The organism is Streptomyces sp. NPDC023527, assembly GCF_055560115.1.
Window position 1 is genome coordinate 572,079 of the sequence record NZ_JBVHJJ010000002.1, and the last position, 17,168, is coordinate 589,246.

At 69.3% G+C, this 17,168-nt stretch carries 17 protein-coding genes and 1 tRNA gene; 12 read left to right on the forward strand and 6 right to left on the reverse strand.

All coding sequences use genetic code 11. The annotated features are described in order from the left end of the window. Positions 1-448: 448 nt before the first annotated feature. From ACZ303_RS06115 to ACZ303_RS06140, 6 genes are all read left to right on the forward strand, one after another. Positions 449-871: a DUF3052 domain-containing protein gene (locus ACZ303_RS06115; protein ID WP_095584221.1), complete on the forward strand. Its 423-nt coding sequence runs from the start codon at positions 449-451 to the stop codon at positions 869-871. A gap of 178 nt (positions 872-1,049) precedes the next feature. Then, the gene (locus tag ACZ303_RS06120; RefSeq protein ID WP_467335492.1) at positions 1,050-1,508 is read left to right on the forward strand and encodes a peroxiredoxin; all 459 of its coding nucleotides are present in this window, start codon (positions 1,050-1,052) and stop codon (positions 1,506-1,508) included. A gap of 217 nt (positions 1,509-1,725) precedes the next feature. Next, positions 1,726-2,301 (forward strand): TerD family protein, encoded by a 576-nt coding sequence (locus tag ACZ303_RS06125; RefSeq protein WP_215080942.1) that lies wholly within the window; start codon positions 1,726-1,728, stop codon positions 2,299-2,301. Positions 2,302-2,491: 190 nt separating this feature from the next. Continuing rightward, positions 2,492-3,067: a TerD family protein gene (locus ACZ303_RS06130; RefSeq protein ID WP_467335496.1), complete on the forward strand. Its 576-nt coding sequence runs from the start codon at positions 2,492-2,494 to the stop codon at positions 3,065-3,067. A 48-nt stretch (positions 3,068-3,115) separates the two neighbouring features. Further along, the gene (locus tag ACZ303_RS06135) at positions 3,116-4,246 is read left to right on the forward strand and encodes a DUF475 domain-containing protein (RefSeq protein ID WP_467335498.1); all 1,131 of its coding nucleotides are present in this window, start codon (positions 3,116-3,118) and stop codon (positions 4,244-4,246) included. A 100-nt stretch (positions 4,247-4,346) separates the two neighbouring features. Beyond that, positions 4,347-5,093, forward strand: coding sequence for a TerD family protein (locus tag ACZ303_RS06140; RefSeq protein WP_467335500.1), 747 nt, complete (start codon positions 4,347-4,349; stop codon positions 5,091-5,093). Positions 5,094-5,216: 123 nt separating this feature from the next. On the opposite strand, the gene ACZ303_RS06145 is transcribed toward ACZ303_RS06140, so the two are convergent. Then, positions 5,217-6,125, reverse strand: coding sequence for a TerD family protein (locus ACZ303_RS06145; RefSeq protein ID WP_467335502.1), 909 nt, complete (start codon positions 6,123-6,125; stop codon positions 5,217-5,219). A gap of 182 nt (positions 6,126-6,307) precedes the next feature. Here ACZ303_RS06145 and ACZ303_RS06150 point away from each other — a divergent pair, with 182 nt between their 5' ends. The 4 genes from ACZ303_RS06150 to ACZ303_RS06165 all read left to right on the forward strand — a co-directional run bounded on the left by ACZ303_RS06150 (position 6,308) and on the right by ACZ303_RS06165 (position 11,481). Beyond that, positions 6,308-7,495: an HpcH/HpaI aldolase/citrate lyase family protein gene (locus ACZ303_RS06150; RefSeq protein ID WP_467335505.1), complete on the forward strand. Its 1,188-nt coding sequence runs from the start codon at positions 6,308-6,310 to the stop codon at positions 7,493-7,495. An 11-nt stretch (positions 7,496-7,506) separates the two neighbouring features. Further along, complete coding sequence (locus ACZ303_RS06155; protein ID WP_467335507.1) at positions 7,507-9,957, forward strand: phosphoribosyltransferase; 2,451 nt, start codon at positions 7,507-7,509, stop codon at positions 9,955-9,957. A gap of 65 nt (positions 9,958-10,022) precedes the next feature. Next, complete coding sequence (locus tag ACZ303_RS06160) at positions 10,023-10,757, forward strand: HAD family hydrolase (protein WP_467335820.1); 735 nt, start codon at positions 10,023-10,025, stop codon at positions 10,755-10,757. A 61-nt stretch (positions 10,758-10,818) separates the two neighbouring features. Beyond that, a complete protein-coding gene (locus ACZ303_RS06165) occupies positions 10,819-11,481 on the forward strand; it encodes an O-methyltransferase (RefSeq protein WP_467335509.1) in 663 nt (220 codons plus the stop codon). A 102-nt stretch (positions 11,482-11,583) separates the two neighbouring features. Here the strand turns inward: ACZ303_RS06165 and ACZ303_RS06170 are convergent, their stop codons facing one another. From ACZ303_RS06170 to ACZ303_RS06180, 3 genes are all read right to left on the reverse strand, one after another. After that, a complete protein-coding gene (locus ACZ303_RS06170) occupies positions 11,584-11,790 on the reverse strand; it encodes an FmdB family zinc ribbon protein (protein WP_467335511.1) in 207 nt (68 codons plus the stop codon). A gap of 59 nt (positions 11,791-11,849) precedes the next feature. Next, on the reverse strand, positions 11,850-13,241 hold the full coding sequence (locus tag ACZ303_RS06175) for a hypothetical protein (protein ID WP_467335513.1): 1,392 nt from the start codon (positions 13,239-13,241) through the stop codon (positions 11,850-11,852). A gap of 73 nt (positions 13,242-13,314) precedes the next feature. Next, positions 13,315-14,082, reverse strand: a complete 768-nt coding sequence (locus ACZ303_RS06180) for a DUF4097 family beta strand repeat-containing protein (RefSeq protein WP_467335515.1) — start codon at positions 14,080-14,082, stop codon at positions 13,315-13,317. Positions 14,083-14,264: 182 nt separating this feature from the next. Between ACZ303_RS06180 and ACZ303_RS06185 the strand changes: the two genes are divergently transcribed. Further along, a tRNA-Val gene (locus ACZ303_RS06185) sits at positions 14,265-14,339 on the forward strand. Between the two features lie 87 nt (positions 14,340-14,426). Here the strand turns inward: ACZ303_RS06185 and ACZ303_RS06190 are convergent. Continuing rightward, the gene (locus ACZ303_RS06190) at positions 14,427-15,275 is read right to left on the reverse strand and encodes a nuclease-related domain-containing protein (RefSeq protein ID WP_467335517.1); all 849 of its coding nucleotides are present in this window, start codon (positions 15,273-15,275) and stop codon (positions 14,427-14,429) included. A gap of 760 nt (positions 15,276-16,035) precedes the next feature. Between ACZ303_RS06190 and ACZ303_RS06195 the strand changes: the two genes are divergently transcribed. After that, a complete protein-coding gene (locus tag ACZ303_RS06195; RefSeq protein ID WP_467335519.1) occupies positions 16,036-16,206 on the forward strand; it encodes a hypothetical protein in 171 nt (56 codons plus the stop codon). Positions 16,207-16,350: 144 nt separating this feature from the next. Here ACZ303_RS06195 and ACZ303_RS06200 read toward each other — a convergent pair whose 3' ends face one another. Beyond that, positions 16,351-17,043 carry a hypothetical protein gene (locus tag ACZ303_RS06200; protein WP_467335521.1) on the reverse strand — a complete coding sequence of 231 codons (693 nt, stop codon included), beginning with the start codon at positions 17,041-17,043 and terminating at the stop codon, positions 16,351-16,353. Between the last annotated feature and the right edge of the window lie 125 nt (positions 17,044-17,168).

The following is a 17,168-nucleotide window of genomic DNA, read 5'->3' on the forward strand; positions in this document are numbered from 1 at the left end:
TGCTGCGCACGCGGTCAGATATTGCTCTTCATATGTCGCGCCGGCTCCCATCGTGGACCGCGGCGGCGGAAACGTCATCTCTACTGGGCGGTAACCACCGCACCGCGAGACAACGCGTCGTGGGTCGGCCGACTCACGGCGGCCAAATCGCAACCATACGCCCCCTATGGGGGTCGTCCGCGTACGGCCGTTCGGACCTCTGTGCCGTATTCGCCGAGGACAAGTTGGCAAAGGAGGCAGAATGCTGTGGCATGAATCACCCGGCGTCACCCCACGGGGAAGCGGTTGACGGTTGGAGTTGCGCCGAGACCGCCGCATCCGTCACCGTTTCGGCGGTCTCGACGGCCGGGTACTTGCGCGATCCGCCCGGCACGTGTGGACTACGGCCAATGACTCGCGTATGCGGGGAACACAAGAGACTTTCTCGAAACATGACAGGAGGCAATCCGTGAGCGCGACCGCGGACCACGCGGAGGAGCGGACCAACCCTGCCGCCAGGCTGGGTTTCCAGCCCGGACAGGTGGTCCAGGAGATCGGCTACGACGACGATGTCGATCAGGAGCTCCGCGAGGCCATTGAGGAGATCACCGGCCAGGACCTCGTCGACGAGGACTACGACGACGTGGCTGATGCCGTCGTCCTGTGGTTCCGTGACGACGACGGCGACCTGACGGACGCGCTGGTGGACGCCATCGGCATGCTCGAGGACGGCGGGGACATCTGGCTGATGACCCCCAAGACCGGCCGCGACGGCTACATCGAGCCGAGCGACATCAACGAGGCGTCGCAGACCGCGGGTCTGAGCCAGACCAAGAGCATCAGCGTCGCCAAGGACTGGACCGGCACCCGCATGGTCGCTCCGAAGCGCTAGCAGCCGGCCTCCGGCCTGCGTCGAAGCCCCACCGCGCCCCCCGGCACACCGTTGCCGGGGGGCGCGGTGCGTCCCCCTGGGGGCGCAGTGACACACTGGCCGCCTATCCGCCGGTCGCCGGGGTCGCGGAGGGACAGGGACCCAGGGCCGGCTTCTGTCGAGAGAGGGATACGAACCCATGGCGATCGTGGTCGGCACCAAGGCTCCGGACTTCGAGCTGAAGAACCAGCACGGCGAGACCGTCCGGCTCTCCGACTTCCGCGGCGAGAAGAACGTCGTCCTGCTCTTCTACCCCTTCGCCTTCACCGGTGTGTGCACCGGCGAGCTGTGCGCCCTGCGCGACGAGCTCCCGTCGTTCGTCAACGACGACGTGCAGCTGCTGGCGGTCTCCAACGACGCGCCGTTCTCCCTGCGCGTCTTCGCCGAGCAGGAGGGCCTGGACTACCCGCTGCTCTCCGACTTCTGGCCGCACGGCGAGACCAGCCGCGCCTACGGCGTCTTCGACGAGGAGAAGGGCTGCGCCGTGCGCGGCACCTTCATCATCGACAAGGAGGGCGTCGTGCGCTGGACGATCGTCAACGGCCTGCCCGACGCGCGCGACCTGAACGAGTACACCCAGGCGCTCGCGGCGCTCTGATACCTCGCCGAAACAGTTTTCGAACCAGTTTTCGCGGGTTTCCCGGATCCGGAACGCGCCGATTCAGCTCTCGGCGCACTCCGGCCCCGATCGGCGCGCAAGAACCCTGTAATCGGTGGGAACCGGTCACTAGGATCCAAACGTTGATCGGATGCCATCGCACAACGGGGGCGTAGGTCTCGCCCTTCCCCTCGAACTCGAACATCATGGAGGACTCGTGGGAGTCAGTCTCAGCAAGGGCGGCAACGTCTCGCTGACCAAGGCGGCCCCCAACCTGACCGCGGTCATCGTCGGTCTTGGCTGGGACGCCCGTACCACCACCGGTACGGACTTCGACCTGGACGCCAGCGCACTGCTGACGAACGACCAGGGAAAGGTCGCCAACGACCAGAACTTCGTCTTCTTCAACAACCTCAAGAGCCCCGACGGTTCCGTCGAGCACACCGGTGACAACCTCACCGGTGAGGGCGAGGGTGACGACGAGGCCATCAAGGTCAACCTGGCCGGCGTGCCCGCCGATGTCCACAAGATCGTCTTCCCGGTCTCGATCTACGAGGCCGAGAGCCGTCAGCAGAGCTTCGGCCAGGTGCGCAACGCCTACATCCGCGTGGTGAACCAGGCCGACAACACCGAGCTGGCCCGCTACGACCTCAGCGAGGACGCCTCGACCGAGACCGCCATGGTCTTCGGCGAGCTGTACCGCAATGGGGCGGAGTGGAAGTTCCGGGCCATCGGTCAGGGCTACGCCTCGGGCCTGCGCGGCATCGCGCAGGACTTCGGCGTCAACGTCTGACCGACACGCAAGGCGGCGTCCGGCGCCGCACGCCCGCCCCGGCTTCGGCCACGGGGCGCCGGCGTGCGGCGCCGGACGCACATCGGACCCCTTTCCGGCGGGTACCTTCCCTCGGGCCCCTGCCGGTGGATCCCTTCGCGGGATCCCGCGGGTTTCATTCACGGGTTTCATTCGGGGAGGAAGCAAGATCATGGGCGTTACGCTCGCCAAGGGAGGCAATGTCTCCCTCTCCAAGGCCGCACCGAACCTCACCAACGTGACCGTCGGTCTCGGCTGGGACGCGCGCTCCACCACCGGAGCCCCCTTCGACCTGGACGCCAGCGCCCTGCTGTGCGCCTCGGGCCGGGTGCTCGGTGACGCGTACTTCGTCTTCTACAACAACCTCAAGAGCCCCGAGGGCTCCGTCGAGCACACCGGCGACAACCTCACCGGTGAGGGCGAGGGCGACGACGAGTCGATCCTGGTCGACCTCACCAAGGTGCCGGAGACCTGCGACAAGATCGTCTTTCCGGTCTCCATCCATGACGCCGACGCCCGGGGCCAGAGCTTCGGCCAGGTCAGCAACGCCTACATCCGCGTGCTCAACCAGGCGGACGGATCCGAGCTCGCCCGCTACGACCTCAGCGAGGACGCCTCCAGCGAGACGGCGATGATCTTCGGCGAGGTCTACCGGTACGGCGGCGAATGGAAGTTCCGGGCCGTTGGACAGGGGTACGCGTCAGGACTGCGCGGCATCGCCCTAGACTTCGGGGTCAACGTTTCGTAAAGCCGCGCACGGCGCGGGGGAACCCGTACTTACACGATTGGGTGGCCAGTGGTTCTGAAAACCTTCGGCTGGTCCTTTGGCGTCACCGCCTTGGGACTGGCCGCAGCGGTGCTCTACGGGGGGTGGGAAGCGTTCGGGATCGTCGCGATCCTCTCCATCCTCGAGATCTCGCTGTCCTTCGACAATGCCGTGGTCAATGCCGGAATCCTAAAGAAGATGAATGCCTTTTGGCAGAAAATCTTCCTTACGGTCGGCGTCCTGATCGCAGTCTTCGGTATGCGACTGGTCTTCCCTGTGGTCATCGTGGCGATCAGTGCCAAGATCGGCCCCATCGAGGCGGTCGACCTGGCGCTGAACGAGAAGGACCACTACCAGGAGCTGGTGACGGACGCCCACCCGGCCATCGCGGCCTTCGGTGGGATGTTCCTGCTGATGATCTTCCTCGACTTCATCTTCGAGGACCGTGACATCAAGTGGCTGGGATGGCTGGAGCGGCCGCTGGCCAAGCTCGGCAAGATCGACATGCTGTCGGTCTGCATCTCGCTGATCGTCCTGATGGTCTCGGCGATGACCTTCGCGACGCAGGCGCACCAGCACGGCGGCACGCACGTCGACAAGGCGTCCACGGTGCTGCTCGCCGGCATCGCGGGTCTGATCACCTACCTGATCGTGGGCGGGCTCTCCGGCTACTTCGAGGACAAGCTCGAAGAGGAGGAGGAGCGTGAGCACGAGGCCGAGGAAGAGGCCAGGAAGAGCGGCAAGAAGAAGCCGGCCATCGTGCTCGCCGGCCAGGCCGCGTTCTTCATGTTCCTCTACCTCGAGGTCCTCGACGCGTCCTTCTCCTTCGACGGTGTCATCGGCGCCTTCGCCATCACCAACGACATCGTCCTGATGGCGCTGGGCCTGGGCATCGGCGCCATGTACGTACGGTCCCTCACGGTCTACCTGGTCCGCCAGGGGACCCTGGACGACTACGTCTATCTGGAGCACGGCGCGCACTACGCCATCGGCGCGCTGGCCGTGATCCTCATGGTCAGCATCCGGTACGAGGTCCCCGAGATCGTCACCGGCCTCATCGGCGTGGCCCTCATCGGCTGGTCCTTCTGGTCCTCGGTGCGGCGCAACCGCGCCGAGGCCGCCGCCTCCGGCGAGAAGGCCGAGGTCTCCTCCGGGGTGTGACCCTGGCACATTTGAGGAACGCTCTGAGCGGGGCGGTCGTGAGGGTCACCTCACGGCCGCCCCGCGGCGTTTGAGCTCGAATGGGTGGGGGTTGATGGCCATGGCGGTCTGGGACAAGTTCTTCGGCAACTGGGGGCGGGCGGGCGAGCAGCAGTTCGACTTCGGCGGCGCGAACGGCGCGGTCGAGCTCACCAAGCGCCACCCCACGTTCTCGCTCACCAAGCAGGGGGCGGTCACCGGAAACCTCCGCGTCAACCTCTCGTGGCGGATGCGGACCTCCGACTTCGCCGAGAAGCCCCCGCTCGTGGAGGGGCTGCGGCACCCGCTGCGCAAGTTCCGGCCCGAGATGGTGCAGGCGCAGGGCCCCGCCTTCGTCAACGTCGACCTGGACCTCGCCTGTATGTACGAGCTCAAGGACGGCTCGAAAGGCGTAGTCCAGCCGCTCGGTTCCATACTGGGCAGCCTCAACAGTCCGCCGTACGTCCAGCTCAGCGGCGACGACCGGTTCGGCTCCGGGTCGGGCGAGACCATCTACGTCAACATGGACCACCGCGAAGAGATCAAGCGACTGCTGATCTTCGTCTACATCTACGACGGCACCCCGGCGTTCGACCGGGCGCACGCCATGGTGACGCTCTACCCCGGCAATGGCCCCCGGATCGAGATCCCGCTCCACGAGCGCGCGCCGGAGGCCCGGTCGTGCGCGGTGGTGATGCTGGAGAACACCAAGGGCGAGATCACGCTCCGGCGCGAGATGAAGTACGTCTACGGCTTCCAGGCGGAGCTGGACCGGCTGTACGGGTGGGGGCTGCAGTGGGGGCGGGGCTATAAGACGTCGAAGGTCTGAATCGGGGGTCGGAATCGAAAGGTCGGAATCAAGGGTCCGACGGGGCCGGGCGGCGGGCGGTCCCGCCTGCCGCCGCCCCGCTGCCCGTGCGGGCTGCGCCCTGCGGGTCCGCCCGTCCGCCCGCTAGCGGTTCGGCTGGAACTGCGGGCCCTGCGGCGGCAGCCGGAAGGCCGGGTCCGGCACCGGGCGCGCCTGCGGGTAGCCGTAGGCCGGCTGCTGCGGATAGCCGTAGGCGGGCTGCGCCGGGGCCTCCGGTGACGGCTGCGGATAGCCGTATGCCGGCTGTGGCCGCTGCTGCGGTGGTGCGGCCGGGGGCATCGGGGGCGGCGGGGGATAGCCGTAGCCCGGCTGCGGCTGTGGTTGCGCCGGCTGCTGGGCCGGTGGCTGTGTGGTGGCCGGTTCCGGCTCCGGGAGGTGTACGGCTTCGGGCTCGGAGGTCCGTGCCGGCTCGGCCGCGGCCGTCGGGTCGGTGCCCTCGGACTCGTCCACCGAGATCCCGAACTCCGTCGCCAGCCCCACCAGCCCCGACGCATAGCCCTGCCCCAGCGCCCGGAACTTCCAGCCCTCCCCGCGGCGGTACAGCTCGCCGCAGATCATCGCGGTCTCCGAGCCCGTCTCCGGCTGCACCTCGAACCGCGCCAGGGGCTCGCCCGCCTGCCCCGGGCCGCCCGCCGCCATGTCGTACAGCAGCACGCACAGATCCCGTACGAGCCCGAAGTCGCCGCCGTCCGCCGAGGCGGCCAGCACGACGCGGGCGATCGGCGGCTCCACCGTCGACAGGTCCGCGTCGATCGCGTCCGTAGCCCCCTCGACCAGCCGTTTCTTCGGCAGGTGGCGGACGGCGCCGGACGGGTGGCGGGGCTGGTTGTAGAAGACGAAGTCCTCGTCCGAGCGCACGTGGCCGTTGTCGCCCACCAGCAGCGCGGAGGCGTCGACGTCGGGGACGCCCGGGCCCGGGGTCCAGCGCAGTACGGCCCGTACGTTACGGGCGTCCAGCGGGATGTTCGACCCCTTCAGCATGGCGTGCGTCATGCCCGCAATCCTGCCCTCCCGGACGGGCCGCGGACAACGCAGGGGGAGGTCACCGGTATGACTCATGCGAGACATGAGATTTTCATGCACTTGGGGAACTCTTGACCCATCGCCGCACGTACGATAATCGGCCATGCTTCTGGCTGGACGGTCCGCCGGCGGCCTGGCTCACGGGGAGAGTAATGAGGCATTTCGAACACCTTGCACCCTCGGTGCGGAATGGGTTGTTCCATAGAGAGCCCGGCACGTTCGACGCCGAATCCCCGGCCCGTACGCTCGCCGTCGCCCTCGGCGCCACCCTCTACTGCCCCGGCACCCGGGCGGCCCTCGCCGAGGACATCGTCAAGCAGGCCGAGCGCGGCCTGGTGTCCATGGTGGTGTGCCTGGAGGACTCCATCGGTGACGCCGATGTCGAGGCCGCCGAGGAGAACCTCGTTCGTCAGTTCGGCCGATTGGATCAGTGCGACCGGCTCGACGCCGAGGGCGGGCCGAGCCTGCCGCTGCTGTTCATCCGGGTCCGCGAACCCGGCCAGATCACCGACCTCGTACGGCGCCTCGGCCCCGCCGGGCGGCTGCTGTCCGGTTTCGTCCTCCCGAAGTTCACCGAGGAGCGCGGCGTCCCCTTCCTCGAAGCGCTGGCCGAGGCCGAGGCCGCTTGCGGGCGGCGGCTCTTCGCCATGCCCGTCCTCGAATCGCCCGAGCTCCTCCACCTGGAGACCCGCACCGAGACGCTCGCCGGCATAGCCCGCACCGTCGACAAGTACCGCGACCGCGTGCTGGCGCTGCGGCTCGGCGTCACGGACTTCTGCTCCGCGTACGGGCTGCGCCGCGCGCCCGACATGACCGCCTACGACGTCCAGCTCGTCGCCTCCGTCATCGGCGACGTCGTCAACGTCCTCGGCCGCGCGGACGGCAGCGGCTTCACCGTCACCGGCCCGGTCTGGGAGTACTTCCGCCAGCACGAGCGGATGTTCAAGCCGCAGCTGCGCCGGAGCCCCTTCGCCGGGCCGGCCGAGGCGCTGCGCACCGCCCTCATCCAGCACGACATGGACGGCCTGCTCCGCGAGCTCCACCTGGACCGGGCCAACGGCCTCCAGGGCAAGACCTGCATCCACCCCTCGCACGTCGCCCCCGTCCACGCGCTGTCCGTCGTCAGCCACGAGGAGTACAGCGACGCCCAGGACATCCTGCGGCCCGAACTCGACGGCGGCGGAGTATTGCGCTCCGTCTATACGAACAAAATGAACGAAGTGAAGCCGCACCGGGCCTGGGCCGAGCGGATCATGCTGCGCGCCGAGGTGTTCGGCGTCGCGCGGGAGGACGTGGGTTTCGTGGAGCTGCTGGCGGCCTGTGTGGGGGCGACGGCGTGACGGGGGGCGGCGTGACGGGGGGCGGCGGCGTGGTGCAGGGCGGCGGTCCGGTGTGGACCGGGCAGTGGGTCGCGGATCGGTTGGGTGTGGGGCTGGAGGGTGACGACCGGCTGCGTGGCCTGCTGGGCCTCGCGCTGAGGCGCAATCCCAAGCGCGCGCATCTGCTCGTCTCCCATGTGCTGGGCAAGCACGTGCCCAGCCGCCCCACGCACGTGTACGGGATCGGCGCCGGCCTCGGGGCGCGGGTGCGGGAGCTGCTCGGTGACGCGGACTCCGCCCGGGCGGTGGTCCTCGGCTACGCGGAGACCGCCACCGGGCTGGGCAACGCGGTCGCCGACGGCCTTGCCCTCGCGCCGTATCTGCACTCCACCCGGCGATCGGTCCCCGGCGTGCCGCCCGTCGGGGGCTTCGAGGAGGAGCACAGCCACGCCACCTCGCATCTGCTGCTGCCGGAGGATCCCGCGCTGCTGTCCGGCGACGGGCCGCTGGTCCTGGTCGACGACGAGTTCTCCACGGGACGTACGGTCCTGAACACGATCTCGGCCCTGCACGCGAGGTTCCCGCGCGACCGGTATGTCGTCGTCGCCCTGGTCGACATGCGCTCCGACGCCGATCGGGCCCGGCTGACGGAGTTCGCGGCCGAGCTGGGGGCGCGGGTGGACCTGGTCGCGCTGGCCTCCGGGTCGGTGCGGCTGCCGGCCGGGGTGCTGGAGCGGGGGGCCGCGCTCGTTGCGGAGCACGAAGCCGAGGCCGTGGCCTCGGGGGGTGGGGTGCGGCGTGCTTCGTCGGCCGCCCCCGCGCGGATCGACCTCGGCTGGCCCGGTGGGGTGCCCGACGGCGGGCGGCACGGGTTCCTGCCCGTGCACCGGGAGCGGCTGGCGGCCGCCCTGCCCGGCATGGCCCGCCGGGTCCTCGACGCGCTCCCCGGCGGTGTCGGCCGGGTGCTCGTCCTCGGCAACGAGGAGCTGATGTACGCGCCGCTGCGGATCGCCGAAGCCCTGGAGCTCGCCCTCGGTGACGCCGCCGAGGTCCTCTTCTCCACCACGACCCGGTCGCCCGTGCTTCCTGTCGACGATCCCGGTTACGCGATCCGGTCGCGCATCGCCTTTCCCGCTCACGACCGTCCCGACGACGGGGCCGGCCCGCGGTACGCCTACAACGTCGTGGGTGGCGGATTCGACGCGGTCGTGGTCGTCGTGGATTCGCATGGTGACAACCCCGAACTGCATAGCCCCGGTGGGCTGTTGGATCAGCTCGCCGGTCACGTCCCGCACGTCCTGCTCGCCGTCGTCCCGTCCTACACCCCCGAGGTTGCCCGCACCATGCCCCGACCGCTCCGCGGCCCCGCGTTCTCCTCCTACGAGCCCGACGACGTCGGCTGGCTGCTCCAGGACCTCTCCGGAGTCACCCTGGAGGCACCCACCGAGGAGCGCGAGGAGGCCATTCAGAGCGGCGGCGCGCATTACGCGGAGTCGCTGCCGGTCGAATATCAGCCGAGCGCCGATTACCAGGCGCTCTTCCACGCCGCCCTGGAGACCTCCGCTTCCCGGATGGCGCGGGCCGTCGGTGTCGTGACGGAGACCGTTCTCGCCGAGCGTTCGCCCCGGCCCGTGCTGGTGTCGCTGGCCCGGGCCGGGACGCCCGTCGGCGTACTGATGCGCCGCTGGGCGCGCCACGCGCACGGCCTGGACCTGCCCCACTACGCCGTCTCCATCGTGCGCGGCCGCGGCATCGACGCCACGGCCCTGCGCTGGCTGGCCGCCCACCACGACCCCTCCGACGTCGTGTTCGTGGACGGCTGGACCGGCAAGGGCGCCATCACGCGTGAACTGGCCGACGCCGTACGCGAATTCGAGGGCTTCGACCCCCGCATGGCCGTCCTCGCCGACCCCGGCCACTGCGTCGGGACCTATGGCACCCGTGACGACTTCCTCATCCCGTCGGCGTGCCTGAACTCCACCGTCTCCGGGCTGATCTCCCGCACGGTGCTGCGCGCCGATCTCGTGGGCCCGGACGACTTCCACGGCGCCAAGTTCTACCGCGAGCTCGCGGACGCGGACGTCTCCCGTGCCCTGCTCGACACGGTCGTGGCCCGGTTCGGTGAGGTCGAGCAGGACGTCGCCGTCGACGTCAAGGAGCTCGCCGCCGCCGACCGCACCCCCACCTGGGAGGGCTGGGCGGCCGTCGAGCGCATCAGCGAGGAGTACGGCATCCACGACGTCAACCTCGTCAAGCCCGGGGTGGGCGAGACCACGCGCGTGCTGCTGCGCCGTGTTCCGTGGAAGATCCTCGCCCAGCGGGGGGTCGGCCGGGACCTCGACCATGTGCGGCTGCTGGCCGCCCAGCGCGGGGTGCCGGTGGAGGAGGTCGACGGCCTGCCGTACAGCTGCGTCGGCCTGATCCACCCCCGCTACACCCGGGGCGCCACGGGCGCCGACGGCAAGGCGGTGGCGGGCCAGTGACGCACCTCGTCGCCAGCGACCTCGACCGCACGCTCATCTACTCGGCGGCGGCCCTCGGCCTCACCATGCCCGACGCCCACGCCCCGCGCCTGCTGTGCGTCGAGGTCTACGGGCACAAGCCCTTGTCGTACATGACGGAGACCGCGGCCGCCGCGCTCGCCGCCCTGGCCGGCGACGTCACGTTCGTCCCCACCACCACCCGCACCCGTGAGCAGTACGGTCGGATCCGGCTGCCCGGCCCCGCACCGGAGTTCGCGATCTGCGCCAACGGCGGCGAGCTGCTCGTACGCGGCGAGTCCGACCCCGGCTGGCGGCGCGGTGTGGAGCGCCGGCTGGCCGCCGAGTGCGCCACGCTCGACGAGGTCCGTACGCGTCTGGTGCGCACCGCCGACCCGGTGTGGCTGCTCAAGGAGCGCACCGCCGAGGACCTGTTCGCCTACCTCGTCGTGGATCGCGCGCTGCTGCCCGACGAGTGGGTCAAGGAGCTGTCCGTGTGGGCCGAGGCCCGCGGCTGGTCCGTGTCGCTCCAGGGCCGCAAGCTCTACGCCGTGCCTGGTCCGCTCACCAAGAGCGCGGCGGTCGGCGAGGTCGCCCGGCGCATCGGTGCCACCGAAGTGCTCGCCGCCGGTGACTCGTTGCTCGACGCCGACCTGCTGCTGGCCGCCGACCGCGGCTGGCGCCCGGGCCACGGCGAGCTCGCCGAGGCGGGCTGGACCGCCCCGCACGTCACCGCGCTCACGGCGCGGGGAGTCATGGCCGGTGAGGAGATCCTGAGGGCGTTCGGGGAGGCGACGGCGTAATCTGCGGGGGGTGTCGCCGGGCTCCTCGGAGCCGTAACTCCCCGCCGTTGAGGAGAAGTCCATGACAGAGTTCAAGGGCCCTCGGATCACCCCCGAGCTGTACGCGTACGTACTCGCGCACAACCCGCCGCTCGACCGGGGGCAGCGTGCTCTGGTGGACATCACCCGTGCCGCGCTGCCCCGTCACGCGATCAAGCAGGTCGCCGAGGAGCAGGCTCCGCTGCTGGCGTTCCTCGTACGGCTCACCGGCGCCCGGCACATCGTGGAGGTCGGGACGTTCACGGGCCTGTCGGCCCTGGCCATGGCCCAGGCGCTGCCTGCCGACGGCAAGCTGATCGCCCTCGACATCTCGGAGGAGTGGACGGCCTACGCGCGCGAGGCATGGGCCGAGGCGGGCGTCGCCGACCGCGTCGAACTGCGCATCGCCCCCGCCCTGGACTCGCTGCGTGCCATGGCCGCCGAGCCCCACATCGACCTGGCCTTCCTCGACGCCAACAAGGACGGCTACATCGACTACTGGGAGGAACTCGTCCCGCGACTCCGCCCCGGCGGGCTGATCGTCGCCGACAACGTCCTCTTCAGCGGCGACGTCCTGGCCCCGACCGAGGGCAGCCCGGCGGCGCATGTGCGGCGGTTCAACTCACATGTGGCCGCGGACAAGCGGATGGAGTCGGTGATGCTGACGGTGGCGGACGGGGTGACGGTGGCGCGGAGGGTGGGGTAGCGGGTCCCCACTGATCAAGCCCGTCCGGCGCTTGAGGACCGGGGTCCGGGGCGGAGCCCCGGTTCGGGAAGGGGCGGGTAGAGGAAAGACCTCCGCTTGCCCCTAGCCGCAGCAGCCACCCCCACAGCACCCGCCACCGCCACCACCGGACGGCGCCGGCGCGCCCCCCGTAACAGAGACCGCGGACAACAACTTCACCGTCTCCTCATGCCCGGAAGGGCACACCGCGGGCGCCGAGGACTCAGCCATGGGCCGGCTCAACTCGAACGTGTCACCGCACGCTTTGCAGCGGTATTCATAGCGAGGCATAAGAGCAGCATAGCCAGCGGCGGCCGGGCGCCATCCGCGCCATCCACGTCACCCGCCCGTCACTGCCCGGAGCCGCGCTCCTCACGGATCTCCTGGACGACCTGGGCCACGGCCTGCCGCACGGCCTCCGCCTCCGTGAGGAACGCCCACCAATCCGGATGCCGCCCCTCCAGGGCCGCGACGGCCCGGTCGAGGCGGGCCACGGCGTCGTCGAGGGGCCGGGCATGGCGGGGGTCGGGCGTGCTGCGCCCGGCCATCGCGAGCCGCTGGGCGTCCCGGATGGCGAAGCGGGTGCGGTCGACCTCCTTCTGGTGGTCGAAGGAGACCTCGTCCAGTCTCCGCAGCCGGTCTCCGGCGGCGGAGACGGCCTCGCCGGTGCTGTTCAGCAGGGCTCGTACGGTCGAGAGGTGGGCCAGCGCGTCCGCCCAGCGCTGCTCGTCACGCGCCGTCCGCGCCTCCCGCAGCTTCTCCTCCGCCTGGGCGACGGCGCGGGCGGCCTCCTCCGGCACCTGCTGGAGGTCCTGCCAGCACGCGGCGCTGTAGCGGCGGCGGAGCTCGCTGAGGACCGGTTCGACGCCGGAGGCCCGGGTGGTGACCGCCTGGGCGCGGGTACGCAGCGACACGAGCCGCTTGTCGATGTCGGCGGCCTTCTGCGGCAGGGCGTCGGCCTCACCGCGGATCGCCTCGGCCTCCCGCAGGACCCGGTCCGCGCGCTGGATGGTCTCCTGCACGCCGTGCTGTCCGGCGCCCTGGTTGAGCTTGGTCAGCTCGGGGGCGAGGGCCGCGAGGCGGGCGGCCAGGTCGTCGGCCTTGAGCCCGGAGGCCCGTACGGCGTCGAGCGCGGTGGTCGCGGCGAGCAGCCCCTGGCGGGTGCGCTCCACGGCGGGCGCGAGCCGGGCCAGCTGGGTCTCGGCCGTGGCCAGCAGCGGTCCGAGGCTCTGCCCGAACCGCTCCAGGTCGGCCTTGACCCGCAGCAGCTCGTCCTTGGCCTTGGTCAGGTCCGTACGGGCCCGGGCGGCGGCCGCGGCGTCGAGGTCGTCGCGGTCGAGGTCGTGCGAGTCGACGGCGGTGATGTAGGTGTGGGAGACCTGGTCGATGCGGTGGCCGAGCTCCGCGAAGTCGCCGGCCGCCTTGCGGGCGGCGGGCGAGGGGTCGACGGCGGTGATGGTCTCGATGGAGATCCGCAGGTCGCGCTGGGCGGTGTCCAGCTCGTAGAACGCCGAGGCCGCCGCGTCCTTCGCGGCCTGCGCGTCCGCCCGCTGCCCCTCGCCGCGGCCCCAGCCCCAGCGGCGCGTACCGCCGCCGGCGAAGGCGGCGGGCGCGACGGCCAGCAGCAGGGGCACGGGCAGCAGCGCGAGGGTGACGGTGTCGCGGACCGCGGTGGCCAGGGCCGTCACAGCGCTGGTACGGCGACGTGCCGGTCGTACGGACTGCGCGAAGGTCGCCGTCACTTGCCCTCTCCCGATGGATCGCCCCTGGCCCGGATGCCATTCTCCCACCGTTAAGGACGAACACACGGGGCGGTTAGTTCGCGATGCGGACCTTCACATTGCCGTTCGCGTTGCGCCCGGAGACGGAGTGGCCGCTCGCGTCGTCGCGGGGGACGTCCACGGTGGTCGTGCCGTTGTCGCTGTCGGCGTCGACGGCGTACGAGCCGCGCGGCAGGTCGATGGTGATGTTGCCGTTCTTGTCGGAGGCGTCCACCCGGTCCGGTACGCGGCTCAGTGCCAGCTTGATGTTGCCGTTGTGGGACTTCGCCTTGACCTGGCGGGAGCCGGTGCCGGTGGCGATCACGTTGCCGTTGTCGGTGGATATGTCGAGGGCCCCCTCGGAGTCGGTGATCCGGATCTCCCCGTTGCGCGAGTCGACCGTCAGGTCGCTCTTGAAGCCGCGCGCCCGGACTCCGCCGTTGGCGTCCTTGACGGTGACCTTGACGCCGCGCGGCACCTCGATCCGGTGCTTCGTCTGGCACTGGGAGCTGACCCCGGAGCAGTGCTCGCGCAGCTTCAGCGTGCTCCCGTCCATCTCCCACGAGACCCCGGTCGACCCGCCCAGCGTCCACCCGTCGAACCAACGGGTCGCCTTCACCTCCTTGCCGTCCCCCGGCACGAGCTCGATCGAGGAGTTGTCGGAATCCACGGTCAGCTCCCGCCCGGCCAGCGGAAACGCCTTGTACTCCGGCTTCGCGCCGTCGGCATCGGCGCTGCCGCACCCGGCCAGCGCCACCCCGGCGATCAGTACCCCGCCGACGACGAGCGGCAGCCGGACGGCGGAACGAGTGCGGGCATTCACGTGGGGACTCCGTAGGGCAGGACGGCATCGGGCTCTGCCGATCACCCTACGAAGCGATCACCGGCCACGGAATGTAGCCCTCTACCGCTTCGGAGGTAGGGATAACCCCCGCACCATCCGGAAGCCCCCCATCCGGGTTTGCGACCACCCGCCCCCGGCCATGTAGGCTGTCTCTTCGTCCAGGGCGCATAGCTCAGCGGTAGAGCGCTGCTCTTACAAAGCAGATGTCGGCGGTTCAAATCCGTCTGTGCCCACCAGCGCGAAGACCCCCAGCCGATCACGGCTGGGGGTCTTTGACATTCACAGATGACACCAACGTCTGCGGCGGCCGAGCATCCGGTTCCTCAGGCAGTCAGCCACACCTGACGGTGACGAGCGATCTCGTAGAGCCGCTCGACCTGTCGTACGTCCAGCACGCCGGTCTCAGGCCCGAGTGCTGCGATCTCCCGATCGCGGTAGACCTTGACATCGAGCAACGTCGGGACCTGTTTCAGCTCGGTTATGCCGACGAAGACCAGGACAGGCACCACTGCGACCGCACAGCCGCTATGACTCTCCAGTACGCGCTGAACACGCTTGGCCTCATAGCGACTCCTACGGGTGTAGGGGTGGGGCTTGCCGTGGTTGACCGTGACCGAGTCGTCGCCGACCCATACGGCCTTCCCAGGATGTGCCTTGGTGTTGATGCTGAACACCCCGCCGGGCCCTATCAGCAGGTGGTCGATGTCCACTTGCCTCGGAAGAACCACGGAGTGCAGCACACGCCATCCATCACCCGACAGACGCTGCAATTCCTTGCCCACACGCCGCTCGCCGGCCAACCCGGTGCGCCATGAGTCCCACTCATTGTTGCGCCGCAGCAGCAGGTCGAGGGCACGTTCCATGGGTCCGGGCCCCTCGGATTTGAGCTTGTTCCGTATCGCGGTGCCGGGGCGGTTCAGCGCCAGGTCGTCATGGCGAGTCAGCGGCGGAAGTGTCGGCAGCTTGGGGAGCGGCGTCGCCTGAGGTGCCGGAGCCGCCGGCGGAAGGTGCTTGCCGAGGATCTCCATGGCGGCGGCGCGGTACTCCTCGCGCCGGATCGTGACCGTACCTGTGCCGGTGTCCAACCAAGCCACAACTACACCGCCAGGCAAGGTCACATAGAGCCGATCAGGTCCATAATGCTCCGAAATCGTGATCTTCAGTTCGCTCACGCCATCCCCCCGGATTCCGTGTCATCCCCGTAGGTATGGCAGCAGTCCAGGCGCATAGCCGCAAGACGACCGGCGCGGTCAAAGTTTCCCTACTTCATCAAGGCTCGCTTCGCTCGCTGCGTGTGGTCGCCCACGCAGCGAGCCCACACTTGCCCATGCACGTGCCCAGCCGCCCCCATGGCATGCCCACCGCGGATCCCGCCCCGGATACGTGGGCGTGGCCGAGGCCCACGACTGAAGCCGACCGGCCTACCACCTGCGCCGCAAGCACCCGGGATCCTCGCAGAGCTGGAGCCGCGCAACGCGGCGGCGCCGGACGTCGCCGCCGCCCGGCCCCTCATGTCTCCGCCCTGGGGCCGGTCGCCGTCGCCGTCCGCGCCCACAGGTGGGCCAAAAACGGGCCGGTGGGAGGGCCGGGCGGCTCCAGGGCTTTATACCCACCTCCCCGGTCCGGGTCCCGCGTCGAGCAAGACCAGGGGGCCACTCGGACACATTGCGGGCAGGGGTGAAACCTGCCCGAGTTGCCAGCAAGCGTACGGCCCCCTGGCCATGCCCGACCCCAGACCGGGCAGGACACCGGCCAAAGCCCTGGAGCCGCCCTCACGAAGGAAGGCCAACAGCAGGCGGGATGGGCGCCGGAGTGAACGACGAGTTGAAGCGGAGGACTACCGTGTCTGGCGACGGCTAGGTGTAATAAGCTGCTTTCACAGGTGCTGAGTTGAACTCGACTCCCGAGCCCGTAGTGTCCATCGCGATGTGCGTGATCGCCGCCACCACCATCTGTACGTCATTCGATCTCTCTGAATGGCTCAAGAAGGGCAAGGTGATCGCCATGAAGCTTTGGGTGGGGTGTAAGGACCGGTCGGCGGTCGCTGCGTCAGGGTGGATTCTCGCTTGGTGGAACGCCCACCTTGCCGCAGAGTCGGGTTGAGCTCAGCAACTCTGAGCTACGGGTCGGAAGGCCTCACGAGGACCAGAGTGGAAACAAGTGAGTGCCTAACTGTGTGAGAACGGCGCTGAACAAGCGCGAACGAGGGCGAACCATCGCAGCTATCAGCAAGGCACTTGACCCAGCTCAGTCTCTCCGCCTAGTTGCTTCCTCTCGTAGACGAAGGGCAAGGCGCTCCATCGCGACGTCTGGCGCTCGTAGATCTTCAGGTTTCAGTTCCCAAGGAGAGTTTGAGTAGGCGCCGTACGAACCCGAGTACTGCATGATCCCCAAACGGAGAGTGAAGCGCAAAAACGGCTGCCACCTGCCGTCCCGCCTCAGTGCACGCTGCCGCAGCTTTCGCTGCCCCAGAACCGCTTCGATTACCACCTGGTACTCGCGCACTTCAGGTATGAAGCCTGGTGACGGCACACTGAAACTGACGACTCGTTGTTCTGCTGTCCGCCCCCCGATGGCGAAGCCTGCCGGAGCTACGACATCGTCCGTTGATTTGGGCATGAGTTCTTCGGACATGCCGGTCCAGCGCAACGGCCAAATTGCCTCGGGTTCATCCAGAAATCTCATCCGCATGTCCAACACCACGATCGATCTGGCTCCTGTGTTATACAGAACGAGTGGCAGGCGTGCACGCACGTAGTCCTTACCCAGTGACATGGCGTATGTCTGGGGCTCCCAGCTCTTCAACGCTCCCAGACGAGCGTTGAGCCACCAAAACGTAGCGACCGTGAAGAGAAGAGCCATCGCCCCCACGACCGCAGCAGCTGGAAGGGACGATACGAGGCTCTCGAGCTGCTCTTCGGCAGCAGTCACACCGATCATTGGACCGAGTCTGTCAGGACACGAGGGTGATCGTGCCTGGTTGGAGAAGAAACGGGCCCGAAGAAGCCCCCGTGCCGCAATGGTGCCGGATTGGGCGGGGACTTAGGGGGAGCCCACAGCCAGCA